Annotated in this window: 28 protein-coding genes, 1 tRNA gene and 2 pseudogenes; 14 read left to right on the top strand and 17 right to left on the bottom strand. The window is 61.8% G+C overall.

The features are described from left to right. The first annotated feature begins 103 nt into the window (after positions 1-103). Complete coding sequence (locus ACWPVA_RS08995) at positions 104-310, top strand: hypothetical protein (RefSeq protein ID WP_454287357.1); 207 nt, start codon at positions 104-106, stop codon at positions 308-310. A gap of 174 nt (positions 311-484) precedes the next feature. On the opposite strand, the gene ACWPVA_RS09000 is transcribed toward ACWPVA_RS08995, so the two are convergent. Further along, positions 485-560, bottom strand: a tRNA-Thr gene (locus ACWPVA_RS09000). A gap of 170 nt (positions 561-730) precedes the next feature. On the opposite strand from ACWPVA_RS09000, the gene ACWPVA_RS09005 reads away from it, so the two are divergent. Beyond that, the gene (locus ACWPVA_RS09005; RefSeq protein ID WP_454287358.1) at positions 731-1,504 is read left to right on the top strand and encodes an NAD kinase; all 774 of its coding nucleotides are present in this window, start codon (positions 731-733) and stop codon (positions 1,502-1,504) included. Positions 1,505-1,517: 13 nt separating this feature from the next. After that, a pseudogene (locus tag ACWPVA_RS09010) lies at positions 1,518-2,052 on the top strand (hypothetical protein). Between the two features lie 65 nt (positions 2,053-2,117). On the opposite strand, the gene prfB reads toward ACWPVA_RS09010, so the two are convergent. From prfB to ACWPVA_RS09025, 3 genes are all read right to left on the bottom strand, one after another. After that, a protein-coding gene (prfB, locus tag ACWPVA_RS09015) for a peptide chain release factor 2 (RefSeq protein ID WP_454287359.1) occupies positions 2,118-3,246 on the bottom strand; the annotation gives its coding sequence in 2 pieces (ribosomal slippage) (positions 2,118-3,176 and positions 3,178-3,246; 1,128 coding nt in all). A gap of 97 nt (positions 3,247-3,343) precedes the next feature. After that, the gene (locus ACWPVA_RS09020; RefSeq protein ID WP_454287360.1) at positions 3,344-5,797 is read right to left on the bottom strand and encodes a penicillin-binding protein 1A; all 2,454 of its coding nucleotides are present in this window, start codon (positions 5,795-5,797) and stop codon (positions 3,344-3,346) included. A gap of 188 nt (positions 5,798-5,985) precedes the next feature. Further along, a complete protein-coding gene (locus tag ACWPVA_RS09025; RefSeq protein WP_454287361.1) occupies positions 5,986-7,239 on the bottom strand; it encodes an N-acetylmuramoyl-L-alanine amidase in 1,254 nt (417 codons plus the stop codon). Positions 7,240-7,946: 707 nt separating this feature from the next. Here ACWPVA_RS09025 and ACWPVA_RS09030 point away from each other — a divergent pair. Then, complete coding sequence (locus ACWPVA_RS09030) at positions 7,947-10,805, top strand: Rne/Rng family ribonuclease (protein ID WP_454287362.1); 2,859 nt, start codon at positions 7,947-7,949, stop codon at positions 10,803-10,805. A 128-nt stretch (positions 10,806-10,933) separates the two neighbouring features. Here ACWPVA_RS09030 and ACWPVA_RS09035 read toward each other — a convergent pair whose 3' ends face one another. Further along, entirely contained in the window at positions 10,934-12,103 is a 1,170-nt protein-coding gene (locus tag ACWPVA_RS09035; RefSeq protein WP_454287363.1) for a pyridoxal phosphate-dependent aminotransferase, read from the bottom strand. A 203-nt stretch (positions 12,104-12,306) separates the two neighbouring features. On the opposite strand from ACWPVA_RS09035, the gene ACWPVA_RS09040 reads away from it, so the two are divergent. The 5 genes from ACWPVA_RS09040 to aat all read left to right on the top strand — a co-directional run bounded on the left by ACWPVA_RS09040 (position 12,307) and on the right by aat (position 16,104). Further along, on the top strand, positions 12,307-13,068 hold the full coding sequence (locus ACWPVA_RS09040; RefSeq protein ID WP_454287364.1) for a DsbA family protein: 762 nt from the start codon (positions 12,307-12,309) through the stop codon (positions 13,066-13,068). Positions 13,069-13,197: 129 nt separating this feature from the next. Continuing rightward, positions 13,198-13,635: a type II 3-dehydroquinate dehydratase gene (gene aroQ, locus ACWPVA_RS09045; RefSeq protein ID WP_454287365.1), complete on the top strand. Its 438-nt coding sequence runs from the start codon at positions 13,198-13,200 to the stop codon at positions 13,633-13,635. A 23-nt stretch (positions 13,636-13,658) separates the two neighbouring features. Continuing rightward, on the top strand, positions 13,659-14,126 hold the full coding sequence (gene accB, locus ACWPVA_RS09050) for an acetyl-CoA carboxylase biotin carboxyl carrier protein (RefSeq protein WP_454287366.1): 468 nt from the start codon (positions 13,659-13,661) through the stop codon (positions 14,124-14,126). A 4-nt stretch (positions 14,127-14,130) separates the two neighbouring features. Continuing rightward, entirely contained in the window at positions 14,131-15,477 is a 1,347-nt protein-coding gene (gene accC, locus ACWPVA_RS09055; protein WP_454287367.1) for an acetyl-CoA carboxylase biotin carboxylase subunit, read from the top strand. Between the two features lie 12 nt (positions 15,478-15,489). Beyond that, complete coding sequence (aat, locus tag ACWPVA_RS09060; RefSeq protein WP_454287368.1) at positions 15,490-16,104, top strand: leucyl/phenylalanyl-tRNA--protein transferase; 615 nt, start codon at positions 15,490-15,492, stop codon at positions 16,102-16,104. A gap of 36 nt (positions 16,105-16,140) precedes the next feature. Here aat and ACWPVA_RS09065 read toward each other — a convergent pair whose 3' ends face one another. From ACWPVA_RS09065 to ACWPVA_RS09080, 4 genes and pseudogenes are all read right to left on the bottom strand, one after another. Further along, positions 16,141-16,380, bottom strand: a complete 240-nt coding sequence (locus ACWPVA_RS09065; protein WP_454287369.1) for a hypothetical protein — start codon at positions 16,378-16,380, stop codon at positions 16,141-16,143. A 464-nt stretch (positions 16,381-16,844) separates the two neighbouring features. Then, a pseudogene (locus ACWPVA_RS09070) lies at positions 16,845-17,225 on the bottom strand (DUF2155 domain-containing protein); the annotation flags it as partial. 135 nt (positions 17,226-17,360) lie between these two features. Then, positions 17,361-17,759 carry an NADH:ubiquinone oxidoreductase subunit NDUFA12 gene (locus ACWPVA_RS09075; RefSeq protein WP_454287370.1) on the bottom strand — a complete coding sequence of 133 codons (399 nt, stop codon included), beginning with the start codon at positions 17,757-17,759 and terminating at the stop codon, positions 17,361-17,363. A 104-nt stretch (positions 17,760-17,863) separates the two neighbouring features. Beyond that, on the bottom strand, positions 17,864-18,331 hold the full coding sequence (locus ACWPVA_RS09080; protein ID WP_454287371.1) for an N-acetyltransferase family protein: 468 nt from the start codon (positions 18,329-18,331) through the stop codon (positions 17,864-17,866). A 58-nt stretch (positions 18,332-18,389) separates the two neighbouring features. Between ACWPVA_RS09080 and ACWPVA_RS09085 the strand changes: the two genes are divergently transcribed. Next, positions 18,390-18,827, top strand: coding sequence for a hypothetical protein (locus tag ACWPVA_RS09085; RefSeq protein WP_454287372.1), 438 nt, complete (start codon positions 18,390-18,392; stop codon positions 18,825-18,827). A 27-nt stretch (positions 18,828-18,854) separates the two neighbouring features. On the opposite strand, the gene ACWPVA_RS09090 is transcribed toward ACWPVA_RS09085, so the two are convergent. Together ACWPVA_RS09090 and gatB are read right to left on the bottom strand one after the other, a co-directional pair. Then, positions 18,855-19,352: an N-acetyltransferase family protein gene (locus tag ACWPVA_RS09090; RefSeq protein WP_454287373.1), complete on the bottom strand. Its 498-nt coding sequence runs from the start codon at positions 19,350-19,352 to the stop codon at positions 18,855-18,857. Positions 19,353-19,356: 4 nt separating this feature from the next. Continuing rightward, the gene (gatB, locus tag ACWPVA_RS09095; protein ID WP_454287374.1) at positions 19,357-20,862 is read right to left on the bottom strand and encodes an Asp-tRNA(Asn)/Glu-tRNA(Gln) amidotransferase subunit GatB; all 1,506 of its coding nucleotides are present in this window, start codon (positions 20,860-20,862) and stop codon (positions 19,357-19,359) included. Between the two features lie 138 nt (positions 20,863-21,000). Between gatB and ACWPVA_RS09100 the strand changes: the two genes are divergently transcribed. Beyond that, positions 21,001-21,333, top strand: a complete 333-nt coding sequence (locus tag ACWPVA_RS09100) for a DUF1294 domain-containing protein (protein ID WP_454287375.1) — start codon at positions 21,001-21,003, stop codon at positions 21,331-21,333. On the opposite strand, the gene ACWPVA_RS09105 is transcribed toward ACWPVA_RS09100, so the two are convergent. Next, positions 21,330-21,839 (bottom strand): N-acetyltransferase family protein, encoded by a 510-nt coding sequence (locus ACWPVA_RS09105; protein ID WP_454287376.1) that lies wholly within the window; start codon positions 21,837-21,839, stop codon positions 21,330-21,332. The two genes, ACWPVA_RS09100 and ACWPVA_RS09105, sit on opposite strands and share 4 nt — an antisense overlap. Before the next feature lie 427 nt (positions 21,840-22,266). Between ACWPVA_RS09105 and ACWPVA_RS09110 the strand changes: the two genes are divergently transcribed. Next, positions 22,267-22,524, top strand: a complete 258-nt coding sequence (locus tag ACWPVA_RS09110; RefSeq protein ID WP_454287377.1) for a YjhX family toxin — start codon at positions 22,267-22,269, stop codon at positions 22,522-22,524. Positions 22,525-22,580: 56 nt separating this feature from the next. Here ACWPVA_RS09110 and gatA read toward each other — a convergent pair whose 3' ends face one another. The 3 genes from gatA to ACWPVA_RS09125 form a co-directional block, all read right to left on the bottom strand. Then, on the bottom strand, positions 22,581-24,059 hold the full coding sequence (gatA, locus tag ACWPVA_RS09115) for an Asp-tRNA(Asn)/Glu-tRNA(Gln) amidotransferase subunit GatA (protein ID WP_454287378.1): 1,479 nt from the start codon (positions 24,057-24,059) through the stop codon (positions 22,581-22,583). A gap of 88 nt (positions 24,060-24,147) precedes the next feature. Beyond that, positions 24,148-24,435, bottom strand: coding sequence for an Asp-tRNA(Asn)/Glu-tRNA(Gln) amidotransferase subunit GatC (gene gatC / locus ACWPVA_RS09120; protein ID WP_454287379.1), 288 nt, complete (start codon positions 24,433-24,435; stop codon positions 24,148-24,150). 69 nt (positions 24,436-24,504) lie between these two features. Continuing rightward, positions 24,505-25,209: a metal-dependent hydrolase gene (locus ACWPVA_RS09125; protein WP_454287380.1), complete on the bottom strand. Its 705-nt coding sequence runs from the start codon at positions 25,207-25,209 to the stop codon at positions 24,505-24,507. A 203-nt stretch (positions 25,210-25,412) separates the two neighbouring features. Here ACWPVA_RS09125 and ACWPVA_RS09130 point away from each other — a divergent pair, with 203 nt between their 5' ends. Together ACWPVA_RS09130 and ruvX are read left to right on the top strand one after the other, a co-directional pair. Further along, a complete protein-coding gene (locus ACWPVA_RS09130; RefSeq protein ID WP_454287381.1) occupies positions 25,413-25,712 on the top strand; it encodes an alkylphosphonate utilization protein in 300 nt (99 codons plus the stop codon). Positions 25,713-25,729: 17 nt separating this feature from the next. Continuing rightward, positions 25,730-26,227: a Holliday junction resolvase RuvX gene (gene ruvX / locus ACWPVA_RS09135; protein WP_454287382.1), complete on the top strand. Its 498-nt coding sequence runs from the start codon at positions 25,730-25,732 to the stop codon at positions 26,225-26,227. Here the strand turns inward: ruvX and ACWPVA_RS09140 are convergent. Both ACWPVA_RS09140 and ACWPVA_RS09145 read right to left on the bottom strand, forming a co-directional pair. Beyond that, the gene (locus ACWPVA_RS09140; protein WP_454287383.1) at positions 26,161-26,496 is read right to left on the bottom strand and encodes a DUF6105 family protein; all 336 of its coding nucleotides are present in this window, start codon (positions 26,494-26,496) and stop codon (positions 26,161-26,163) included. The two genes, ruvX and ACWPVA_RS09140, sit on opposite strands and share 67 nt — an antisense overlap. Further along, positions 26,493-26,675 (bottom strand): hypothetical protein, encoded by a 183-nt coding sequence (locus ACWPVA_RS09145; RefSeq protein ID WP_454287384.1) that lies wholly within the window; start codon positions 26,673-26,675, stop codon positions 26,493-26,495. Before ACWPVA_RS09145 ends, ACWPVA_RS09140 begins: the two co-directional genes overlap by 4 nt. Positions 26,676-26,722: the final 47 nt, after the last annotated feature.

Below are 26,722 nucleotides of genomic sequence, written 5' to 3' on the forward strand. Positions count from 1 at the left end.
TGAGCCCCCTCCCATGATGGTTAACGAACGGTCAACCTGATGGAGGTAGGATGGGAACCGAAGCCGCCACCGAGCCGTTGATGCGTTTATTGGGAGGAAGAACATGCTGGAACTGCTGAATACCATCCGTGCCAACGCCGCGGAAACACCGGATAAAACACCGGATACAGGCACCTTCGCCGACGGCGTTCTCTCTTTTCCGGCGGTCGATGTACGCGCCGCTTCCCGGCAGGATAATGGCCGCAGTGCGTATGCCCGCGACTATGGCACCCAGCGCAAGGTCCAGCGCGCAATCATCGGCTATGCCTGAACGGCAGTCGTCAAGCGAGCACTCAATCGGGTAATGTGAACGACCGGCCATCGGCGAGGACCTGATTGCCAAACAGGCGAGATCACGCCTCAGTAAAGTGCTCAAGGCCTTGAAGCACCAGTGCGGAAGCAAGCCGCAGAGCGAAAAAATCCAGAATTTTCAAAGGGTGGGAAATGGTGCCCCCGGCAGGATTCGAACCCGCGACCCCCTGATTACAAATCAGGTGCTCTACCAACTGAGCTACAAGGGCATTTCCGAAGCGTCGGATAGCAGATTCTGGACTGCTGTAAAGGGGAAAACAACCCGAACCTCGCAACCCGTCACCACGCAATGCAGGCAAGCGAACTGTTTCGCCGCGAAACGCCTTGTCGCTCCTAGCCTACATCATGTACCACAGTGCCTGATCACAAAGGGCTGTCCATGACGCGTTCGTTCCAGTCGCTTTCCTTCATCGCCTCCATTTCAGAAGAGGCCCAGGCCTCGCGCGACGAACTTTCGGCGCGCTATGGAAACGTGGATCCGGCAGAGGCGGACGTCATCGTCGCGCTCGGCGGTGACGGCTTCATGTTGCAGACATTGCACGACACGATGAATTCGGGGAAGCTCGTCTATGGCATGAACCGCGGCTCGGTCGGCTTTCTGATGAACGACTATTCGACAGAGAGCCTGCGCGAACGCATCGCCGCGGCGGTTGAGAACGAATTCCACCCGTTGAAGATGACCACCACCAATGCCGACGGTTCGAATTCGGTGGCGCTCGCGATCAACGAAGTGTCGCTGCTCAGGCAATCTTACCAGGCCGCCAAACTGCGTGTGCTGATCGACGGCAAGGTCAGGCTCGACGAACTGATCTGCGACGGCCTAATGGTCGCCACGCCGGTCGGTTCGACTGCCTACAACCTCTCGGCGCACGGTCCGATCCTGCCGCTCGAAGCGCCACTTCTGGCCCTGACGCCGGTCAGTGCGTTTCGTCCTCGCCGGTGGCGTGGAGCGCTGCTGCCGAACAGGGTCAGCGTCGAGATCATCGTGCTCGAACCGGAGAAACGTCCGGTCAACGCGGTCGCCGATCATACCGAGGTGAAGTCCGTGATCCGGGTCCACATCGCCCAGTCAGAGGACACGACCGCCCGCATTCTTTCCGATCCGGATCGCTCCTGGTCGGATCGCATCCTCGCTGAACAGTTTTCTGACTAAGGGAGACGATCGGATGGCCCCTACCCTGTTGTTCCGCGCCGGCCTTCTCGGCCTGATGCTGGTGGGCAGTTCCGCGCTTGCCGAGGACATAGACCAACTGCCGGTGACGGCGACCTTCGTAATCAGCGGCGGTTCATGGGAGGGCGAGAACGAAACGGCGGTGCCGCCTACACCGCAATCGCAGCCGCCCGCCGATGCCAGCCAGCCGGCCCCATCAGCTGAGGCTATCACCCCTGCTCCCCGCCGGGGCTATTACAAGCTGATCGCGATCCGCCAGCCGGATCGCACAACCAGGGTCTATCTGCAGCAGATCCTGTCGAGCGAAGCCGGACCGCAGGTGCTGGAAAGCGTAGAGGCTCGAGGAGTTCACCGCGATCCGGCCTTATGTGACCGATATTCGGCCCGAGGATTCAACCGGCGTCAGCCGCCAGCCAGGCTTTTTCGCCACCGTCTATCTCAAGACAGATCCGGCACAGGTCGAACCGGACGCCTGGACGGTGCTGATCGACGAACTCGGCGAGATTCGCGTCGAGCGCGCCACGAACTGAACACCAGGCTGCGAAACGGCGGGCAATTGCCCGCCGCAGCATCAAACCCTGACTGTCAAAAGCGATCAGTCGATGTCAGAAACTGCGTCGGCCTTGCCGCTGATGCGGTGGGCGAGCGCAGCCTCCATGAATTCGTTCAGGTCACCGTTCAGCACGGTATCCGGATCGGTGCTCTCGACACCGGTCCTGAGATCCTTGACCAACTGATAGGGCTGCAAAACGTAGGAACGGATCTGGTGCCCCCAGCCAATATCAGTCTTCGACGCCGCTTCCGCGTTGGCTGCGGCTTCCCGTTTCATCAGTTCCGCCTCGTACAGGCGGGCACGCAGCATTTCCCAGGCCTTGGCCTTATTCTTGTGCTGCGAGCGCTCCTGTTGGCATGCAACAGCAATGCCGGTGGGAATATGCGTGATACGCACCGCCGAGTCGGTCGTGTTGACGTGCTGGCCGCCTGCGCCCGATGAACGATACGTATCGATGCGGCAATCGCTTTCGTTGATGTCAATCTGGATCGAATCGTCGACGACCGGATAGACCCAGACCGACGAAAATGAAGTGTGGCGACGCGCGTTCGAATCATAGGGCGATATGCGCACCAGACGATGCACGCCCAATTCGGTCTTCATCCAGCCGTAGGCGTTGTGGCCCTTAATGTGAATCGTCGCGGACTTGATGCCGGCTTCTTCACCGTCATGGACTTCCAGAACCTCGACCTTGAAGCCCTGCTTCTCGGCCCAGCGGATATACATGCGCAAGAGCATGTTGGCCCAGTCCTGGCTCTCGGTGCCACCGGCACCGGAATGGACTTCGACATAGGTGTCATTGCCGTCGGCCTCGCCGGACAGCATGGCCTCGACCTGCAGCTTGCCGGACTCGGCCTTCAGCGCCCTGAGCGCATTCTCGGCGTCCTTGACGACCAATTCGTCGCCTTCTTCCTCGCCCATCTCGATCAGCTCGATGTTGTCGTTCAGCTCCTGTTCGAGCCGCTTGACGCCATTGATACTGTCATCGAGTTGCTGGCGCTCGCGCATCAGCTTTTGGGCCTCGGCTGCATCGTTCCAGAGGTTCGGATCCTCTGCCTTGTTGTTCAACCAGTCCAGTCGCCTTACCGCCTGGTCCCAGTCAAAGATGCCTCCTCAGCAGGCTTATGGCCTGCTTGATTTCGTCGACTACATTCTCGATTTCATTGCGCATAGTGGATGATCTTAACCTCGGTCTAAACTGGTTCGTCAATTAGTTGCGGCCGCCCCCGATGTAAAGGGCGGCCGCTCGCATTGAACTTCGCTTGATGTCAGAACAGGCCGCCGGCGCCTGAGGTCACCGCCTGATTGGCCTGCGGCGATTCCCGCAGGATCTCCTCGGGTGCGACATATTCTTCCATGCCGATAACCGAGAAGGTATCGGCCGGGCCCGTGCCAGGCTTGAAAGCCTCGATGATCGTGTCGGGATCACCTGCGGTCGCATACATGCCGTTCTTGCGGTTGACCGGTATGAGGCTCATGCCCTCCGGCAGGCGGAACTTGCCCGGGGCAGTGCCGGCTACCGCGACCTGCATGAACTCGTTGAAAACCGGAGCCGACAACGATCCCCCCGTGGATCCGCGACCGAGCGGTGCGGGACTGTCGAAACCAATGTAGAGACCGGCGACGAGGTCGGGCGTATAGCCGACGAACCAGGCATCCTTTTCGTCGTTCGTAGTGCCGGTCTTGCCGGCTACAGGCCGATCGAGCTTGATCTTGCCGGCGGCGGTCCCGCGCGAAACAGCGCCTTCCATCATCGAGGTAATCTGGTAGGCCGTCATCGGGTCGAGCACCTGCTCGCGATTGTCGACGACCTCCGGCTCCTCCTGGCCTTCCCAACCATTGGCGTTGCAGCCTTCGCAGACACGTTCCTCATGGCGGAAAATGGTCTTACCGTAGCGGTCCTGGATGCGGTCGATCAGGGTCGGCTTGATCTGCTTGCCGCCATTGGCCAGCACGGCATAGGCGGAGACCATGCGCAGCACTGTGGTCTCTCCCGAACCGAGAGACATGGACAGCAGCGGCATCATCTTGTCGTATACCCCAAAACGTTCGGCATATTCGGCAACGAGATTCATCCCCATGTCGTTGGCCAGGCGGACCGTCATCAGGTTGCGCGATTTCTCGATGCCGAGACGCAGGGTCGAGGGGCCGGCCGAACCGCCGCCGTAGTTCTGCGGGCGCCAAAGCTGACCGCCCGAGACGAATTCGATAGGAGCGTCCATGATGACCGACGCGGGCGTGTAGCCGTTGTCGAGCGCTGCGGCATAGACGAACGGCTTGAACGACGAGCCGGGCTGACGCATGGCCTGCGTGGCGCGGTTGAATTCCGACTGAGCATAGGAAAAGCCGCCGACCATCGCGAGCACGCGGCCGGTATGCGGATCCATGGCGACCAGACCACCCTGCACCTTTGGTGGCTGGCGCAACCTGTAGCGTTCCGGCGAATCCGCGAGTGCCTCGACGAACACGACGTCACCCGGTTCCAGCACCCCTTCCGGCGATTTCGCAGTTTTGCGATCACCGGTCGCAGAGCGATAGGCCCACCCCATGTCCTCGGCCATGATGCGACCTGTCACGCGATCTGCCGCGACCTTTCCGCCCGCTTCCTTGGCGGGCTGCAGGCCGATGTCGACGCGCGAAGCCGAGACGGCGAGCACGACGGCAAGCTTCCATTCCGGTACGTCGCTCAGGGCATTGACCTTCGCAAGTTCGGCGCCCCAGTCACCCGAAGCGGATATCTTCGCCAGGGGACCGCGGAAACCGCGGCGCAGATCGTAGTTGAGCAGACCGTCCTGCAAGGCCTTTCGGGCGGCAATCTGCATCTGCGGATCGAGGGACGTCCGCACGGACAGGCCGCCTTCATACAGCGACTTGTCTCCGTACTTCTCGATGATCTGGCGGCGAACCTCCTCGGCGAAATAGTCCGAGGCAAAGAGAGACGAACCCGTGCGGCGGACATTCACGCCGAGCGGCTGCTTCTTGGCCTCATCGCCGTCAGCCTTAGTGACGAAGCCGTTCTCCACCATGCGGTCGACGACCCAGTTGCGACGCTCGATCGCCGCCTCGGTGTGACGGAACGGATGGTAGTTCGACGGCCCCTTCGGCAAGGCGGCGAGGTAGGCGGTTTCGGCGATGGTAAGTTCGGTCACCGCCTTGTCGAAATAGGTGAGCGCCGCGCCGGCGATGCCATAGGCATTCATGCCGAAAAAGATCTCATTGAGATAAAGCTCAAGGATCTTGTCTTTCGAATAGGTCTGCTCGATACGGAAGGATAGAATCGCCTCCTTGACCTTGCGGTCGATCGTCTGGTCGGAGGAGAGTAGAAAGTTCTTCGCCACCTGCTGGGTGATGGTCGAGGCGCCAACGGGGCGTCGACCGGAACCCATATTCTGAATATTGGTCACGACCGCGCGGGCAAGGCCGTAAACATCGACACCCGGATGGTTGTAGAAGTTCTTGTCTTCCGCCGAAAGGAACGCCGCCTTGACCCGGTCCGGGATCGCCTGGATCGGCAGGAAGAGACGGCGCTCGCGGGCGTATTCCGCCATCAGCGCGCCGTTGCCCGCGTGAATGCGCGTCGTAACCGGTGGTGCGTAGCTCGACAAGACCTCGTAGTCCGGCAAGTCCTTCGAGACCCCGTTCAGGTAAACGGCGACAACACCCGCGACACCGAGGGCGAGGACGGACGCGAGTCCGAAGAGATAACCAATCAGTCTGATCATATTCGAGCTACCGGCAATGCTTTCGGTTCAGCGCGCTATGGGCGAACATCGCACATAGCGTGGCGTTTTGCACGTCATGCACTCCATGGCAAGACGCAAGTGACCCAGTTCGGAGTAACGGCCCGATTGTGAGGAAAATAGGGCCATGTCTCGCTTATGCACCGCCGACGCCATGTGATGGCTTTGCCTCAGCCACCGTTGGCAACGACCGGAAGGCGGTAGCGCTTGATCGCCGCGGCCAGCAGTTCGGCAATCTTCACGCGCCAGGCCGGATCGAGCAGCTGCTTCTCATCCTCCTTGTTGGACAGGAAGCCCAGTTCCAGTAGGATGGAGGGCACGTCATGGGCCTGCAGCACCCGGAAGCCGGCATAACGATGCGGATTGTTGATCAGCGCCACCTGCCCTTCGAAGGATTTGACCACCGAATCGGCCATCGAAATCGAGAAGGCCTGCGTCTCGCGCCGCGTGAGATCGAGAAGGATGTCAGAGACCTCCGCCGGCTCGCTGGAATAGCTGACCCCACCCACTGCATCGGACAGGTTTTCGCGTTCGGCGAGATCGGCGGCCATGCGGTCGGATGCCTTGTCGGAAATGGTGTAGACCGTGGCACCGCGGATGTTGTTCTGGCGAAGCGTGTCGGCGTGGAAAGAGATGAGGAGGTTCGCCCCGCGCTGGCGCGCGATGGTGACGCGCTCGGCCAGCGAAAGAAACTCGTCCCCCTCCCTCACCAGAAAAGCCTCGATACCGGGCTCACCCTTCAGCCGTTCAGCCAGGGCCTTGGCGAAGGCCAGCGTGATCTCCTTCTCCTGCGTCTTTGTCGCTGCGCCGGTCGCGCCCGCGTCGATGCCGCCGTGGCCGGCGTCGATGGCGATGACAAATGCCCCCGTCGTGGCCCGCTCGACCGCCGCGACCCGACCGCCGCGCAACGAGGCGGAGGCATCATCGACGCTCGCCGTCATCCAGCTCTGCTCGTTCACCAGCTTCTCGAAATCCTGCTGCGATACCATCTCCGCATCGAGCACAAGGCGATAGCCTTCACCGTTCTCGTTCGCCATGACCTCGCTCGCGACCAGCCGGGCGGGCCGGTCTGCCGTCAGCACCAGGCGCGCGGAACCCGCGTCCATAGAGCCGTAGCGAATATCGCGGAACAGTCCCCTCGCCTCAAGGTCGGCCTCCGGAAAGGTGAATACCGTCGAAGGCAAGTCGACGACGATACGGTCGGGCTTGCCAATGTAGCGTACGGCGATTTCCGGCCTGCGGTCGAACTCCAGCACTATCCGGGTGCGGGCGCGGTCGCCAACGATCCGCGCAGCGTAGGCTGCCAACGAATCCGCGGGCTCATCTTGCGCAGCCGAAGCAGCATCGCCCGCTGTCCCTACGCCAGCAACGGTCAATAGCAAAAGGAGAGCGATTCGCGAAAACATGCGCCCCCGCCAATGCATACAGTCTGAACAAAAGCGGCTCCTAACCACATTGTCTCCCCGTGTCGGATCGCCGACGATTGCCCATTTGACGCCGCCATCGCATCGATCACGTATGAAAATCAGACCCAATCGCTTGGAAATGGACGGTTTTTCGGCGACTGACCCGTGCCAGATCGGTACAGCCGAGCCGTTTCTCCGAGAATCGGCATTCCAACGCAAACCCCGCTAATCAATCGATAATATGGCATAATTTCGTTGCCACTTGCTATTGTCACGGAGAAAACATACAAGGCAAATGAGGGTTAAAAGTGCCCACGGGATAGAATGACCGCCTCGGCTGCCAACCTCTTCAAGGACTTGGCGCCTCGCTTGTCGGGTATTCATCCGCCGTCTCCGCTTTTTTTCCTGAAACTGGTTTAACACGCCGGCTCGGCCGGCAAACGCAACTGGTGGTTTCCACCGCATGCTCAAAAGAGCACTCATCGGGTCCCGAGGGACCTAAGTCATTGTCGTTTTCGTTCGGTCTTTGATGTCATTGCAGTTGATCTTGAACAATTCAGGCGGATCGGGCTTTTCAAGCACCCCGGCAGCCGTTCAATTGCTGCTAGTGCACCCCATCGGGCGGAAACATCTATATCCGGCGCCAAGCCCCCAAGGCATCACCCGCACCACAGTACAGCGAGCGAGTGAACTCCTTCCTGGCGGCGCCGAGGAGCACAGCTTAAATGGCAGACAAAATGTTGATCGACGCGTCTCACGAAGAAGAGACGCGCGTTGTCGTCGTACGCGGTAATCGTATCGAAGAGTTCGATTTCGAGTCCCAGCACAAGAAACAGATACGGGGCAACATATATCTGGCGAAGGTGACACGTGTCGAACCCTCGTTGCAGGCGGCCTTCGTCGACTACGGCGGCAATCGCCATGGCTTCCTGGCCTTCGCCGAAATCCATCCAGACTACTACCAGATCCCCTATGCCGACCGGCAGGCGCTCCTGAGTGCCGAGGCCGAAGAGCATCGCCGCGAAGACGAGTCGGATGGCGATGAGCCTGCGGTCGTCGATCTGGCCAAGCAGGAACAGCCCGACGTCGCCGTCGGCATCGCGGCGGTTGAAGAAGTAGACGCGAACGTGGAGACTTCGACCGAAGGGCCGATGGAAGCTGCAGCCGAAGAGGCTGCACCCGCAGGGGAAGCCCCCAAGGCCAAGCCGAAGCGCACCCGCAAGCCGCGCGCCAAGAAGACCGCCGAGCCTGAAGAACAGATTACCGACGCCATCGATAGCATCGAAGACGACGGCAAGGGCGACATGGCGGCCCTGTTCGAGACCGAGGACGAAATTTCCGAGGATGCCGGCGGACGCCGCGGTCGCGACGACGATTTCGATGATGATGATGACGACCACATCGAAGAGAAGGAAGAAATCGAATCCGTCGGCGCAGAAGACGCCATGGAAGAGGTTCCGGACCGGATCGTGCGCAAGCCGCGCAAGCAGTATCGCATCCAGGAAGTCATCAAGCGGCGTCAGATTCTTCTGGTCCAGGTGGCCAAGGAAGAACGCGGCAACAAGGGCGCGGCTCTGACCACCTACCTGTCGCTCGCCGGCCGTTATTCGGTTCTGATGCCGAACACGGCGCGCGGCGGAGGCATTTCTCGCAAGATCACGCAGCCGGCCGACCGCAAGCGTCTGAAGGAGATTGCCCGCGGGCTCGAAGTGCCGCTCGGCATGGGCGTGATCCTGCGCACGGCCGGTGCGAACCGCACCAAGGTCGAGATCAAGCGCGACTTCGAATACCTGATGCGCCTGTGGGAAAATGTCCGCACGCTGACGCTCAATTCGACCGCCCCTTGCCTCGTCTATGAGGAAGGCTCGCTGATCAAGCGCTCGATCCGTGACCTTTACAACAAGGACATCTCCGAGATCGTCGTCGCCGGCGAGGAAGGCTATCGCGAAGCGAAAGACTTCATGAAGATGCTGATGCCAAGCCACGCCAAGGTGGTTCAGCCCTATCGCGACCTGCACCCGATCTTCTCGCGCTCCGGCATCGAAGGACAGCTCGACAAGATGCTGCAGCCGCAAGTGACGCTGAAGTCCGGCGGCTACATCATCATCAACCAGACCGAAGCGTTGGTGGCGATCGACGTCAACTCCGGCCGCTCGACCCGCGAATATTCGATCGAGGATACGGCCCTCCAGACCAATCTGGAGGCCGCCGAAGAGGTCGCCCGCCAGCTTCGCCTGCGCGACCTTGCCGGCCTGATCGTCATTGACTTCATCGACATGGAAGAAAAGCGCAACAACCGCGCTGTCGAGAAGAAGCTGAAGGACTGCCTCAAGAACGACCGCGCACGTATCCAGGTCGGTCGGATCTCGCATTTCGGCCTTCTAGAAATGTCGCGCCAGCGCATCCGCGCTTCGGTTCTCGAATCGACGACGCAGCTCTGCCCGCATTGCGGTGGTACAGGCCTCATCCGCTCGCAGTCCTCGGTTGCCCTGCACGTCCTGCGCGGCATTGAAGAATACCTGCTGAAAAACACGACCCACGACATCACGGTTCGTACGACACCGGAGACGGCGCTCTACATCCTCAACCAAAAGCGCGGAACGATCGTCGACTACGAGAATCGCTTTGGTGTGGCCATCGTCATCGACAGCGACAATTCGGTCGGCGCTCAGCACTTCGGCATCGATCGCGGCGAGCCCGTCGCCGAACCGGTGAAGATCGAGAGCCTGATGCAATTGCTCCCGGCAATCGAGGAGGACGACTACGTCCCCGAGATTGAAGAGGAAGAAGAAGACGAGGAAATCATTGCAGCCGCACCGGCCGCCCAACCTGCCGCATCCGGCAATGGCGACGAACAGAGCCGCAAGCGCAAGCGTCGCCGTCGCCGCCGGAACAAGAATGGCCAGGACAACGGCGTTCAGGCTGGTGCTGACGCTGAAGCCGAGGGCGACGAAGACGAGAGTGATGACGGCGATGAAGACGGCACCGTCGAAACCGCTGGCGAAGCCCGCGAGGACGGCGACACCGTCGGCGAAGATGGCCTGAAGCGCAAGCGCCGCCGTCGCGGAAAGCGCGGCGGCCGCCGCAGCCGTCCAGGCGAAGAAGGTAGCGAGAACGGCACGGAAGCATCGGCCGAAGGCGACGAAGCTGACGACAGCGATACGGAAGCCGCTCTGATCGAGGAGATCGCGGAGAAGGCTGTCGCTCAAGAGCCGGCAGCCATGGCAGCGATCGAATCCGCCGAGGAAGCCGCTCAGCCTAAGCCGCGCCGCAGCCGCAAGGCCAAGGTTGCCGTTTCTCCCGTCGAGGAACCGGTGATCGCCGCCGAGCCAGTTGCCAAGGCGGAAGCCAGGGTCAAGGCTCCCGTGGCGGTGGAGCCTGCGGCGGAAGAAGTCGTGGCACCTGCAGAAGCAGAGGTCGAGGTGGATGCCGCCGAGGAGGCGAAGCCGGCTCGCGCCAACCGCCAGTCCAACGTCACCTCTTCAGAACCGGTCGTGACCTCCGTCAAGGCGTCGACGGATGGCAACGACGATCCGACGAAGCCGAAAAAGGGTGGCTGGTGGCAGAAGCGCGGCTTCTTCTGAGAAGCGCACAGCCATCGCCGAAATCAAGAGGGCCGCGTTTGACGCGGCCCTTTTCGTTTGCGGTCATCGTTCAGAAAGTGATTCAAGCGCTTCTCGATCCGATTCCGCCGGAGCGCATAACCATCTGATCAGATTGAAATTTCGGGAAGCCAGGCAGCCATCCTGTCGGTCGCTTCGACCATCTCGGCATAGGTCCCGGCATAGGAAATGCGCAGCGCGCCGTGGCCATCGAGCGGATCGAAATCCATTCCGGGGGTCGCCGCCACGTCGATCTCGGCCAGCATGCGACGGGCAAACGCCATGCTGTCATTGGTATAGCGGGTGACGTCCACATAGGCGTAGAACGCGCCATCCATCGGCGAGAGCAGCGGCAGGCCGAGCATGGGCAGACGCGCCATCAGGAAGTCACGGTTCCTCCGGCAACTCGCCTTGTATTGCTCCAGTTCCTCTTCGGCACCGAGCGCGGCAATTGCCGCGATCTGCGAGAGTTCGGGCGCGGAGATGTAGAGGCTCTGCGCCAGGCATTCGAGCGGCCGGACGATGTGGTCGGGCACCACCATCCAGCCGATGCGCCAACCTGTCATGCAGTAATATTTGGAGAAGGAGTTGATGACGATCGTCTCGTCGCCGATCTCCAGCGCGGTCGCCTCCTCGCCGGCATAAGTGAGGCCATGATAGATCTCGTCGGAGATGAGCGTGATGCCCTGCCCCTGGCAATAATCATAGACCGCCTTCAGTTGCGCCCTCCCCGTCACCGTACCGGTCGGGTTGGCGGGGCTTGCCAGCAGCACGCCCTTGAGACGTACTCCCGCCCTCGCCTGCGCAGCCTCGAGGCTTTCGGGCGTAAGCGTGAACTGGGTTTCGGCATTGACCGGAACCTCGATCACCTTGAGGCCCAGCGCCGAGAGGATGGCGCGATAGGCCGGATAGCCGGGCCTTGCGATCGCCACGGCGTCGCCTGCATCGAACAGGGCCAGAAAAGCAAGGTTGAAGCCGGCCGACGATCCGGTGGTGACGACCACGCGCGCTGGATCGACGGCAATACCATGACGACGGCGATAGTGGTCGGCGAGTCGTGCCCTCAATTCCGCCAGACCGAGCGCGTCCGTATAGCCGATACGGCCATGGCCGAGCGCTTCGCGCGCCGCGGCAAGGGCGGCTTGCGGCGCGGGGTGGCCCGGCTGACCGACCGCCATGGAGATCACCGGTTTTCCGGCATTGCGACGTCTGGTCGCTTCCGCCAGAATATCCATGGCATGGAAGGGTTCGACTGCGCTGCGTCTTGAAAGGGAAACCACGAACAACTCTCTCCGCTCGATAAAGGGTGCCCGACAATTGCCGCATTATTCAAGTCTTCACAATGGTGAGAGCGTTGTGTTGCGGCCATTTTCCAATTCCACTTGCCGTTCGCTGCCTTTACGCTTTAGGACATCAATGATTTCGGATGGCTTCGGCCACCGCACGACATCCGCTGAGGCGGACAGTATTCAAGAGGAAAGAAATGGCCTTGAATTTCAGGAAGCTTGCCGCCACCGTTCTCGTGCTCCTGCCGGTGGCCCTGCCCACAGCGGCCGCTGCGCTGGATGATGCGCAGAAAAAGGAGTTCGGCGCCTTCATCAAGGAATACCTGATCGCCAATCCGGAGATCATGCTCGACGTCCAGGATGCGCTTGAGAAGAAGCAGCAGCAGGCGCGCCTGCAGCAGGCTTCTGCGGCGGTAGCGGAAAACAAGGACGCGCTCTTTTCCTCGAAGCACGACCTTGCGCTCGGAAATCCGGACGGCGACGTCACGATCGTTGAGTTCTTTGACTACAATTGCGGCTACTGCAAGCGCGCACTCTCGGACATGGACGATATCCTCGCCAAGGACAAGAATGTCCGTTTCGTGCTGAAAGAATTCCCGATTTTGGGACCGGAATCAGACGCTGCCCACAAAGTGTCGGATGCCTTCCGCAAGATTGCGCCGGAGAAGTACGGCGATTTCCACCGCGCCCTGATGAGAGCCGAGGGTCGCGCGGGCGAGGAAAGCGCGATCGAAGTCGCGGTTTCGCTCGGCGTCAGCGAAGAGCAGATCCGCAAGATGATGGCCGAGAACCCGAATGACGCATCGGTCAAGGAGGCCTACCAACTGGCCACCAGCCTTGGCATCACCGGTACGCCCTCCTACATCGTCGGCAACGAGGCGGTGTTCGGTGCCATCGGTTCCGAGGCGATCGGGCAGAAGCTTGCCAATGTCCGTAGCTGCGGCCAGGCGAGCTGCTGACAGCGCAACACACCGCGCTTAACCTTCCTCCTCATTTTCCGGGGAACGTACGGCACCCGGGCCGCAAAGGGCTTTCCCTTGCGGCCCCACCGGTCTATAGGAGGCGGTTGAAAGTCGACGGATTCGCAGATGAGCAAGACCCTTTTCGTCCTGAATGGCCCCAATCTCAACGCGCTCGGCAAACGCGAGCCGGGGATCTACGGCGGCAAGACGCTCGCCGACATCGAGGCCGAATGTACGGCCGTCGGCGTAGAACTCGGCTTTTCAGTGGACTTCCGCCAAACCAACCACGAAGGCGTGCTGGTCGACTGGCTGCACGAGGCCGGCGAAAGGTCGGTGGGCGTGGCGATCAATGCCGGTGCCTATACGCATACTTCGATTGCGCTGCACGATGCCATCCGCGCGATCGGCGTTCCGGTCGTCGAGGTGCATATTTCCAACATCCATTCACGGGAAGCATTCCGCCACAAATCGGTGATCGCGCCCGCCACCAAGGGCATGATCTGCGGCTTCGGCCCTCACAGCTACATCCTGGCGCTTCATGCGCTGAAGAACATCACGCAATAACAAGAATACAGGACCCCTTTCAAATGGCTGACAAGAAATCGGGAATCGATCAGGCGCTGATCCGTGATCTGGCAAACATCCTCAACGACACAGACCTCAGCGAGATCGAAGTCGAACAGGACGACATCCGCATCCGCGTCTCGCGCGCCGCGCCGCAGATGATGGCGATGCCGCAGATGGCCTACCAGCAATATGCCGCACCGGCCGCAGCAACTGCGGCCGTGCCGGTCGTTTCGGCCGAACCGGCGCGCAATATCGCCAACACGCTGACAGCACCGATGGTTGGCACTGTCTACCTCGCGCCGGCCCCGGGCTCGCGCCCCTTCGTCGAGGTCGGCTCGATCGTCAAGGAAGGCCAGACGCTGCTGATCATCGAAGCCATGAAGACCATGAACCAGATTCCGGCGCCGCGCTCTGGTAAGGTCGTCGAAATCATCGTCGAAGACGGTCGCCCGGTCGAGTACGGCGAACCGCTCGTCGTCATCGAGTAAGCCGATGACCATTTCCAAGATCCTCATTGCCAATCGCGGCGAAATCGCACTCCGAGTGCTTCGCGCCTGCAAGGAACTCGGCATCGCCACCGTCGCTGTCCACTCGACGGCCGACGCCGACGCGATGCACGTCCGCCTTGCCGACGAGAGCGTCTGCATCGGTCCGCCGCAGTCGCGTGACAGCTATCTGAACATCCACCAGATCGTCGCCGCCTGCGAAATCACCGGGGCAGACGCCGTCCATCCAGGCTACGGCTTCCTGTCGGAAAACGCGAAGTTCGCTGACATCCTCGATGCCCACGGTATCACCTTCATCGGCCCGACCGCTGAGCATATCCGCCTGATGGGCGACAAGATCACCGCCAAGAAGACCGCCGTAGAACTCGGCATTCCGGTCGTTCCGGGCTCCGCGGGCGAAGTGTTGCCGGAGAATGCGCTGGAGATCGCCCGCCAGATCGGCTTCCCCGTGCTGATCAAGGCGACCGCCGGTGGCGGTGGTCGCGGCATGAAGGTTGCGAAGACCGAGGCCGAACTCGAAGAGGCCGTCACGACCGCCCGCTCCGAGGCTCTCGCCGCGTTCGGCAACGACGCCGTCTACATGGAAAAATATCTTGGACACCCACGCCATATCGAAGTGCAGGTGGTCGGCGATGGCGAAGGCAACGCGATCCATCTGGGCGAACGGGATTGCTCGCTGCAGCGCCGCCATCAGAAGGTCTGGGAAGAGGCAAACTCCCCTGCCCTCAATGTCGAGCAGCGCATGAAGATCGGCCAGATCTGCGCCGACGCGATGAAGAAGATGAAGTACCGGGGCGCCGGCACGGTAGAATTCCTCTACGAGAACGGCGAGTTTTATTTCATCGAAATGAACACCCGCCTGCAGGTCGAGCATCCGATCACCGAAGCCATCACCGGCATCGACTTGGTGCACGAGCAGATCCGCGTCGCTTCCGGCGCCGGCCTCTCGGTCACGCAGGACGAGATCACGTTTTCGGGCCATGCCATCGAATGCCGCATCAATGCCGAGGATCCGCGCACCTTCGTACCCTCGCCGGGCACGATCACGCATTTCCACGCGCCGGGCGGCCTTGGCGTTCGCGTCGATTCCGGCGCCTATGCCGGCTACAAGATTCCGCCCTACTACGACAGCCTGATCGGCAAGCTGATCGTGCATGGCCGCACCCGCGTCGAATGCATGATGCGCCTGCGCCGGGTTCTCGACGAGTTCGTCGTCGACGGCATCAAGACGACACTGCCGCTGTTCCAGGATCTGGTCAAGAATCAGGACATCGCGAACGGCGACTACGACATCCATTGGCTGGAAGACTATCTGGCCAGGACCGCGCCTTGAGGTGAGACAGACATGGCAGGGCGCCGCAGCAGGGACCAGAGGATAACCCCGGAACTCCTGCTGCGCGCCTATTCCATCGGGCTCTTCCCGATGTCGGATGCGGCCGACGACCCGGAGATCTTCTGGGTGGAACCGGAAATGCGCGGCATCCTGCCGCTCGATGCTTTCCACATATCCAAGAGCCTCGCCAAGGCGGTCCGCAAGAAACCCTTCGACATCCGCTTCAACACGGCCTTCGACGCCGTCGTGGAGAAATGCGCCGAGGAAGCCGCAGACCGGCCGAGCACCTGGATCAACGACACCATCAAGGAACTCTACGGGGCGTTACACAAGCTGGGCCACGCCCATTCGGTCGAGGCCTGGGAAGGCGATGCGCTGGTCGGTGGGCTTTACGGCGTGTCGCTCGGCTCGGCCTTCTTCGGCGAGAGCATGTTTTCCCGGCGCACCAATGCCTCGAAGATCTGCCTGGTGCATCTGGTGGAGAGACTGAAGATTCGCGGCTTTACCCTGCTCGACACCCAATTCACAACCGAGCACCTCAAGACCTTCGGCGCGATCGAGGTGGCCAAGCAAGACTATATCAAACTGCTCGACGCGGCGATGGACAGCGACACGCTGCCATTCTGAGCTACACCCTCAGGTTGCGGGGATAGTCGTGACCGGCTAGGCCGCGTTGAGATCCGCCGTCTCGCCGAACTGGATCAATAGGCGCGGGCTGGTCATGTCGCCGCTCTCCTCATCCACCTGCACCGAATAGGCCGCGACGCCAATGTGGCGCGTCGACATGGCGGTTGCGATCTTCTCGGCAGACATCGCATTGGAGGCTTGGCGCATCTCGCCGGGAACCAAGTTCCCGCGGTTCTTCTTGAATGGCAAGACGATGAATTTTTCAGAAAGGGCCATGGTCGCAACTCCTGTTCGTTCTCTGAATGTTCCCATTCAGAGGCAAAGTCAAGCGCCGCGTCCCATCGCGCCGGGTGGATGAACCGAATTGCGTAAATATGCCGGTAAGGAAGTGGCGGCGGTGGACGTCGCCTCCGTCAATCTTCCATTCGGGTCAAGACTCAGTACAGTCCCACACTTCCCGGTGTTGTCACCGCTGCCGGCGGTACAGGCTGTTCCTGCGGCACGTCTTCGCCCGCTGGAGGAAGGTCGAGCGGTGGCAAACCTTCGCCGGTCACATCGTCCGGTATCTCTTGTGGCGCATCCAGCGGGGGCACGGTGACAGGCGCGGTCCCGTAAGGGGCGTCTTGACCCGGCTCGCCGGTCGATTGGGGTTGCGCGCTTTCGACAGGTTGCTGTGGCTCGACGGGCTTCTGGGCCTCACTGACCGGTACCGGAGCAGGATGAGCAGCCTTGACGCCCAGTGGCGCTGGTACATCGGAAGATTGTTTGCAGCCGGTCAGCCAGACGTCGTAGATCGCATGTTCGACGGCGTTGAGCGCCGGGCTGTCGGCGAACATCCAGCCGGAAAAGATGCGGCGGATCTTGCGGTCGAGGGTGATCTCGTCGACTTCGATGAAGGCGTCGATCTTCTGTGCCTCGGTCTCATCGCGGGAATAGCAGACCTTCGGGGTGACCTGGAGGGCGCCGAACTGGACCGTCTCGTCGATATAGACGTCGAAGGAGGTGATACGGCCGGTGATCTTGTCGATGCCGGCGAATTCTGCGACGGGATTGGAAATCCGCTCGGCGCGAGCAGGACCCGCTCCAACCATTGCGGCGGCAGTTGCGGCCAATGCCGCCATGCCCATCACAGCAAGGGTAGAGCCACGCCCGATACGCTTCATGTCTGCCATTCTCCAGCCTTCGATTATGCGGGCGCCGCGATCAGAGCGGCCCCGCACAGAGGCCCTAGAACCGAATTGTGGCCAAAACGGGTGTCAGTTGCCGGGGGTCCAGGCGTCATAGTCGCCCGTCACGCGGGGACGTTCGCCGGCTACGGCAATCGAACCCTGGGGACGATAAGCGTTCGGCGTGCCGGTGGCATTGGCGCGATGCGGCTTCTGCCATTCCGCGGCCTTGTAGTCCTCCTTGGACGGCGGAACGTCGGTACGATAATGCATCCAGCCGTGCCAGCCGGCCGGAATGGTCGAGGCGTCGGCATAGCCTTTGTAGATAACCCAGCGGCGCGGCAGACCGAAGGTGGTGGTGCCGCCCTCGTAATAGATGTTGCCGAACTGGTCGTCGCCGACCTTCGTGCCCTTGCGCCAGGTGAAGAACCGCGTGCCCATGGTCTGACCGTTCCACCAGGTGAAAAGTTCCAACAGAAGCTGCTTCATGTCTCGTCCTTGGCTCCGGGCCTTGGCGGCCGCCGGCTTGTCATCGTTCTCCGCTTATGCCGCCTCGGTGGCCGGTTGTCCAGTGATTCGCCGCGCAGCGGCACTCATTTCAGTTTGTACTTGAAGCCGAAATGGCTCTTGGCGAATCCGAGCCGTTCGTAGAAGCGATGCGCATCGGTGCGGGCGGCATTCGAGGTCAATTGCACCTGGCGCAGGCCGAGCCGCCTTGCCTCCTCGAGGCAGAAGCCGATCATCTGGCCGCCGATACCGCGGCCGCGCATGTCCGGTCGTGTCTGTACCGCCTCGACGATCATCGAGGTTGCGCCGCGTCCGGTCAGGGTGGTGGTCAGGAGCGTCTGGAACGTGCCGACGATCTCGCCGTCACGCTCGGCGACATAGAGGGTTTCGCGCGGCGTCTGCTCCAGGGTGCGGAAGGCATGCAGATAGTCCGCACGGCCGGCTTCAGCCGTAGTGTCGCCGTGACCGCCGATGTCGTCGGATGCGAGGATTGCGACGATCGCCGCAACATCCTCTTCGCGGGCCGGCCTGATGGTGATCGTCGGTGCTTGCATAATTTTCCCTTCCGCGCGTTACTCATGGGGAGGTTTAGGGAGAATGCAGGAGGACCGTATGACGGTGAGAGGGTTTTGCACGCTTATTTTCGCCATCGCGTTCCCGGCCACCGGAGCGCTTGCCCAGGAGGGCGGACGCCAGGGCATCGCCTTCGTCCAGGCACCGGAGATGTCGAGCGGGGTCTGCACCGGCAAGGATGCCGCAGCCGCCTTCGACTGTGCCAGGAGGCAATGCGTCGATGGCGGAGGAACGGACGAGGACTGCCTTGAACAGGCCTTTTGTTTCCCGGCGCGCTTCAGCGTCGACGTCGTGATGCAGTCGTCGGAAGGGCCGCACTGGCACGAGTATTACTGTGGTTGGGACACCAAGGAACTGGCGCTTGCCGCGGCAAAGATCGCTTGCGACAACATCAAGCGCCCCTACCTGATCGAGTGCACGCCGGTTCTGATCTACGACGAAGAAGGCAATTCGGAAGAAGTGCCGATGGACAACTGAGGCCCGGCAAACCCCGCAGGGCACCGCTCAGCCGAGCCGCTTTTCCATGATGATCGCAGGCAGGCCGCTGTCCGGCCCGCCGCAGCTCGTCGTGCGGTCGACCTCGACGAAGCCGTGTTCCTGATAGAACTTGACCGCCGCCGTGTTGCGCGGCTCGACCTCGAGCCGCATGATTTCGGCATCGGGAAAACAGGTTTCCAGCTCGGCGAAGAGATCGCGGCCGATGCCCATGCGCTGGCATGAAGGCCGGACATAGAGCTGATGCAGGAAGGCGGTCTTGGCCATCTTCGTCGACATGGCAGCATAGGCCATGCCGCCGAGCTGGCGACCGTCGTCCGCCACGAGGAACTCGCCGCCCTTCTTTTCAATCCGCGCCTTCAGCGCCGCAAGGGAATGCCAGGCATCGACCAGTTCGCGCACCTTCGCCTCGCCGTAGAGCGAATCATAGGTGGCGTGGAAGGTCTCCGACAGCAGGGTGCGGAGCGCGTCCGCGTCCTTTGGGCCGGCGGTGCGGACGAAGAACAAGGCCTTATTCCTCGACAATGCCGAGCTTGGCCTTGACCAGCGCCTGGACGGCCTGCGGGTTGGCCTTGCCGCCGGTCGCCTTCATCACCTGGCCGACGAACCAGCCGGCGAGCGTCGGCTTGGCGAGCACCTTGGCGACCTGATCGGGATTGGCGGCGATGATCTCGTCGACGGCCTTTTCGATGGCGCCGGTGTCGGTGACCTGCTTCATGCCGCGGCTCTCGACAATCTCGGCCGGATCGCCGCCCTCGTTGAAGACGATCTCGAACAGGTCCTTGGCGATCTTGCCGGAAATGGTCTCGGCCTTGATCAGGTCGATAATACCGCCGAGCTGGGCGGGAGATACCGGAGTCTCTTCAATAGCTTTGCCGGCTTTGTTCAAGGCGCCCAGCAGGTCGTTGATGACCCAGTTGGCCGCCGTCTTGCCGTCGCGGCCGGCAGCGACAGCTTCGAAATAGTCGGCGATCGCCTTTTCAGAGACGAGCACGGAGGCGTCGTAGACGGAGAGGCCGAGTTCGGCGACGAAACGCGCCTTCTTGTCGTCGGGCAGTTCCGGCAGGTCCTTCTTCAGCGCCTCGATGAAGGCGTCGTCGAATTCGAGCGGCAGCAGGTCCGGGTCGGGGAAATAGCGATAGTCATGCGCATCTTCCTTGGAGCGCATCGAGCGCGTTTCGCCTTTGCCTGGATCGAAGAGGCGAGTCTCCTGGTCGATCGAGCCGCCGTCTTCCAGGATGGCGATCTGGCGACGGGCTTCGTATTCGATCGCCTGGCCGATGAAGCGGATCGAGTTGACGTTCTTGATTTCGCAGCGCGTGCCGAATTCGCCGCCCGGCTTGCGCACCGAGACGTTGACGTCGGCGCGCATCGAGCCTTCGTCCATGTTGCCGTCACAGGTACCGAGGTAGCGCACGATCGAGCGCAGCTTGGTCATATAGGCCTTGGCTTCGTCGGACGAGCGCATGTCGGGCTTCGACACGATTTCCATCAGGGCGACACCGGAGCGGTTCAAATCGACATAGGACATGGTCGGATGCTGGTCGTGCATCGACTTGCCGGCATCCTGTTCCAGATGCAGGCGCTCGATGCCGATCTCGATGTCCTCGAAATTGCCCTGACGGTCAGGGCCGAGCGAGATGATGATCTTGCCCTCGCCGACGATCGGATCCTTGAACTGCGAGATCTGGTAGCCCTGCGGCAGGTCGGGATAGAAATAGTTCTTGCGGTCGAAGATCGAGCGCTTGTTGATCTGGGCTTTCAGGCCAAGACCGGTGCGCACGGCTTGCGCGACACATTCCTCGTTGATGACCGGCAGCATGCCGGGCATGGCGGCATCGACCAGCGACACGTTGGAGTTCGGCGCATTGCCGAAGGTCGTCGACGCGCCCGAAAACAGCTTGGAATTGCTCGTTACCTGGGCGTGGACCTCCATGCCGATGACGATCTCCCAATCACCGGTGGCGCCGGGGATAAAACGTTTCGGATCGGGCGTGCGGGTGTCAACAAGGGTCATCGGCTGCTCGTGTCATGCGTGGATTTCTCAAGCCCGTGAGGTAGAACAAATGCGGCGGTGGCGCAAGGCTTGTGCGGTTCACGCCGAAGGCTCAGACGGCTTACAAAACGTTAAACGGCAGTCGCTAGGCTGGTACGCATGACCTCTGCAAGCATGCCCATCCTGGTGGCGATCGCCGCGCTCTACAATATCGTCGTCTTCTGCGCCTACGCGTATGACAAGGCGGCGGCGCGGAACGGCGACTGGCGGGTACGGGAATCCACCCTGCTGTGGCTCGCCGTGCTCGGCGGGGGGATCGGCGCATTTGTCGGCCAGCGGCTGCTACGCCACAAGACGCGCAAGCCGCCCTTCCACGTGGTGCTGCCTGCCCTGTGCATCGTGCACACATTGCTCGCAGTCACGACACTTTTCGCCCCGGAGGCAGCCCTTGCAGCCATCCGAGCCGGCGCTGCAGCGATCGCCGGAAGCTAGAATTCCTGCCCGTAGGCGGGAGAGACCGGCGCGGCCAGTTGTTTCGACAGGCCGACCGACTGGACGTCGCGATCGAGCTTCGGATTGTAGGCGATCGTCAGCCAATGCACGGCATAGCCGTGTTTCTCGAAGAAACGCACCCCCTCTTCGTTCTTGGCGTGTGTCTGCAGACTCGCCTTGGTGAAGCCCTGGTGCAGGACCTCCTTTTCGATTTCCTCGAGCAGCGCCGCACCTAGCCCCTGCCCCTGGAAATCCGGATCGATCCAGAAGTCGGTGATGTTCTCGTCGAGCTCCTCGCGCGCCGCCCAGCCGGCAGGCTGTCCGTTCAACTCGATCACCGAGATCGTCAGCCATCCGGAGCGGGTGAAATTGAGGAAGGCGGACCGGGCGCCCTCGACCATGGTCTTCGTCTCGCCGACGGGGATCATCGCCTTTTCCCAGGCGCGAAAGCCGATGGCGGCCAAGAGATCCGCTTCGTCGCGGCGCGCATTGCGTATCGTGATCATCGGCACCCCATCTTTCGGCAACAGTAGATCATCGGACAGACGGTTTTTCCAGCCCGGCACCGCCTCTCACGAAGCCGCGCATATTTTCCATTATTTTCAGCTAGTTACCGCATCGGCTCGAAAACCTCCGCCGCGGAGGGGCCGCCGGCTACGGGCAGAACCGCGCCGTGGCCGATTCGACACGCTGCCGAGACAGGACGTCATGCTTCAGCCTTCGGCGCTTGACGTGAACGCGCGGCACGCCCATTTTCAGACTGCAACCTATGGAGTGTGGATGTTCCGTCAGTCGGAGACCCGGTAAAGGCCCCTGCCCGCGATCGTCGTGATCCGCGCGCTTGGGCCCGAAAAAAAGCGAAGCCCCGACGCCTATGCGGCGCCGGTATCGTTTTTGTGCGCTCGCCTCAGAGCGCTTATCCGGATCGACACCATGGACATCTCCCGCGCCGAACAGCGCATCCTCCACCTGCTCGCCCAGGGCGGGCGCATCGAACTCACCCGTGACGAAAATCGAAAGATCGAGAAGATCCAGCTCTTCACCCGCGAAGGCTGGGTGTTCAGCGGCCTCGACATCATCGCCTTCCGCAAGCTGAAGCAGAAGAGAGCGATCAAGTCCTCCGGCGGCCACCCCTACCGCATCACCGAACGCGGCCTGGTGCTGGTCAGGTCCCAGCCGGACAACAGGTAGTACAAACGAGAAGCGGCGCCCTCGGGCGCCGCGTCATGATGCAAGCGAATGAATTCCTACCACCACTTCGAAGGCGTGAACTTGCCGGCGGCCTGTTCGATGACGTGGGCGGTCTTGAACAGCGTGCCCTCCTCGAACGGGCGGCCGATCAGTTGCAGGCCGAGCGGCAAGCCCTTGGCGTCGAGGCCGGCAGGTACGGACAGGCCCGGCAGGCCGGCCATGTTGACCGTGACGGTGAAGATGTCGTTGAGGTACATGGCGACCGGATCGGCAGCGAGCGCCTCGTCGCCGATGGCGAAGGCCGAAGACGGGGTGGCCGGCGTCAGGATGGCGTCGACGTCGTTGAAGGCCAGTTCGAAATCGCGCTTGATCAGCGTGCGGACCTTCTGTGCCTGCAGGTAATAGGCGTCGTAATAACCGGCCGACAGAACATAGGTGCCGATCATGATGCGGCGCTTGACCTCGGTGCCGAAGCCGCTCGCGCGGGTCTTCTCGTACATGTCGGCAATGTCCTTGCCATCGACGCGCAGGCCGTAGCGCACGCCGTCATAACGGGCGAGGTTCGACGAGGCTTCGGCGGGCGCGACGATGTAATAGGCCGGCAGCGCATATTTGGTATGCGGCAGGGAAATGTCGACGATCTCGGCGCCGGCATCCTTCAGCCAGGCAACGCCTTGGCTCCAGAGCTTTTCGACGTCGTCCGGCATGCCGTCGACGCGGTATTCCTTCGGGATGCCGATGCGCATGCCCTTCAGCGACTGGCCCAGCGAGGCTTCGTAGTTCGGCACCGGAATGTCGACCGAAGTCGTGTCCTTGGCGTCGGTGCTGGCCATCGAGCGCAGCAGGATCGCGGCGTCGCGCACGTCGCGGGCGATCGGGCCGGCCTGATCGAGCGAGGAGGCAAAGGCGACGACGCCCCAGCGCGAGCAGCGGCCATAGGTCGGCTTGATGCCGACGGTGCCGGTGAAGGCGGCCGGCTGGCGGATCGAGCCGCCGGTGTCAGTGGCGGTGGCGCCGGCGCACAGATGCGCGGCAACGGCAGCGGCCGAGCCGCCGGAGGAGCCGCCCGGCACGAGCTGCTGGTTGGAACCGCTGGCCTTCCACGGGTTGACGACCGGCCCGTAGTGCGAGGTCTCGTTGGAAGAGCCCATGGCGAACTCGTCCATGTTGAGCTTGCCGAGCATGACCGCGCCGTCGTCCCACAGATTCTGGGTGACGGTCGATTCGTATTTCGGCTTGAAACGGTTGAGGATGCCGGAACAAGCCTGAGTGTGCACGTCGCGGGTGGCGAACAGGTCCTTGATGCCGAGCGGAATGCCTTCCAGCGCGCCTGCCTTGCCTTCTGCGATGCGTGCGTCCGAGGCCTTGGCCATCTCGCGAGCCTTGTCGCCGGTGACCGTCACATAGGCGTTGATGACGTCATTGGCGGCCTCGATCGCCTGGACATAGGCGTCCGTCAGTTCGACGGCCGTGATTTCCTTGGCCACCAGTTTGGCGCGGGCTTCGGCAATGGTGAGGCTGGTCAGTTCGCTCATGATGTCGGTTCACTTCAGAAAATCGGCGCTTTGGCCAAGCGCCCGGGAATCGGGATCGGCAGAATGGGACGGCGCGAAGCGCCTGACCTTATTCGACCACCTTCGGCACCAGGAAGAAATTACGGTCGGTTTCCGGGGCATTGGCGACGATGTCGTCGGCCTTGCCGCCGTCGGTGACCACATCCTGGCGCTTCTTCATCGCCATCGGCGTCACCGAGGTCATCGGCTCGACGCCGGTGACATCGACCTCGGAAAGCTGTTCGACGAAGCCGAGAATACCGTTCAGCTCACCCATCATCCGTTCCGCTTCCTGTTCGCTCAGCGCGATTCGGGCCAGGTGCGCGACGCGCTTGACGGTCTTGAGATCAACGGACATCGGTATTCTCCAGGTCTTTGGTTTCCTCCGCTATAATGGCCGCAAAGCTCAGGCGCAACGGGGGAATTGTCAGACTTCCACGCTATCGCCGGCTGCCGGCGTGGCCACGCGGGTACGGGTGCCTTCCATGCCGAGCACGAACTTCTCCGGGGTCTGGTCGATGATTGGAAACGAGCCGTAGTGGCAGGGGAGCGCCGTCTTGAAATCGAAGAAACGGCGGCAGGCGAGTGCGGCCACGGCGCCGCCCATGGTGAAACGGTCGCCGATCGGCACGATGCCGATATCCGGTTGATGCAGCTCGTTGATCAGCTTCATGTCGGAGAAGATGTCGGTGTCGCCCATGTGCAGCAGGGAGGCGTCCCCTTCAATGTGCAGCATCAGGCCATTGGCGCTGCCGAGCGCATGGGAAATCCCGTCCTCGGTGATCTGGGCGGAGGAATGAAGCGCGTTGGTGAAGGTCACGGTGAAGCCTTCGAAACCGATGGTGCCGCCGGTGTTGCCGGGCGAAAAATTCTTCAGCCCCTTGTGGGCCAGCCACATGCAGAGGTCAAAATTGGCGACGACCGTCGCACCCGTCTCGTCGGCGATCTGCAAGGCGTCGCCGACATGGTCGCCGTGACCATGGGTCAGCAGGATGTGGGTGACGCCGGCGGTGGCATCCTTGCGGTCCAATCCGGCAAAACCGGGGTTGCCGGTGAAGAACGGATCGATGAGGATGCTGGCCTTGGCGGTATCGAGACGGAATGCGGAATGGCCGAGCCACGTGATCTTCATGATAATTTCCCTCAGGTGCGTTGCCCGGAATATAGGCCATGCTATTCCTGCGGCAACCGTGTTCTCCTCAATCGGCGGGCACGGCGTGTTGCGCCCCGGTCGAGCGTAAGATAAGCCGCAGCAACCAGCCTTCGGGTTGGCAAGGCCGCCCTCACCGCTCCGGTCGTCCGGCCGACTTTCAACGCTTACGACAGGAGACCAAAATGGCCGACGACGACGATTATGTATATGACGAAGTAACAGGGGAATGGCGCCCGGCTTCCGAAGTGTCAGCTGCTGCCAATGCCAAGCCGGTCGCCAAGGATGCGGCAGGTAATGTCCTGGCTGACGGCGATTCCGTCACGCTGATCAAGGACCTCAAGGTCAAGGGGACCAACACCACGCTCAAGCAGGGAACGGTCATCAAGTCGATCCGCCTGACGGAAGACCCGGAAGAAATCGACTGCCGCAACGACACGATCAAGGGACTGGTCCTCAGGACCGAGTTCGTGCGCAAGCGCTAATTGGCCGGGGCCGCAGCATGACCACGCTCACCATCGAAGAACTGGCGCAAGTGCTGCAGCCCCGACAGGCGATTGCCGGCCTCGACCTCGGCACCAAGACCATCGGGCTGTCGATGTCGGATCTCGGTCGGCGGTTCGCCACGCCGCGAACGGTCCTCAAGCGGGTGAAGTTCACCCAGGATGCAGAAACGCTCCTGGCTTTCGCGGCCAAGGAGAACGTGGCGGCCTTTATCATCGGTCTGCCGACGAACATGGACGGCTCGGCCGGGCCGCGCGTCCAGGCGACACGGGCCTTTGTGCGCTCGATGTCGGAGAAGACCGACATTCCCTTCGTTTACTGGGATGAGCGGCTGTCCACGGTGGCCGCCGAACGGGCGCTGCTGGAAATGGACGTGTCGCGCGCCAAGCGCAGCGAGCGGATCGATTCCGCCGCCGCGAGCTTCATTCTTCAGGGCGCATTGGACAGGTTGTCAGCGCTTCGCACGACGATGGGCCGCAATTCCGACGAGGCCTGACGCGCCTCCCACCAGGCGGCGATCTTCCTGCGGCGGCGGAAGGCGATGATGGCAAAAACGATGAGGCTGTCGACGACGATGGCACGGGCAACGAGCGGCGGGATGGTTTCCGGTGCAAGCCCGAGGGCATTGCCATAGACCGCAAAGACGAGATCGTGGGCCTGGCGAGTCAGCATGAAAATTCCGAAACTCATGTCGTAATAGGAGAGTCCGTACCAACTGCCGAGCAGCAGGATCGGCAGTGCCCACAAGATCAGAAATACCTTCATGCGGGTCTCCCCTTCCAATGCTGCGGCGGCCGGTCGGTACTTAACGGCGATTCGGGCCAGGCCTGGACCAGCCAGTTCGACCCTGCCATCACGCTCAGCACCATCGCCGGGACCGCTATATCGAGCGCCAGGCCGGCGAAGAACGTCGCCATGACACCCGTCAACGTCACCTTCGCCATTCCGGTTCCCATCGCGATCGTCCCGATTCCTCTGCCTATTGGCGGAG

The sequence above is a fragment of the Rhizobium arsenicireducens genome, assembly GCF_964021225.1.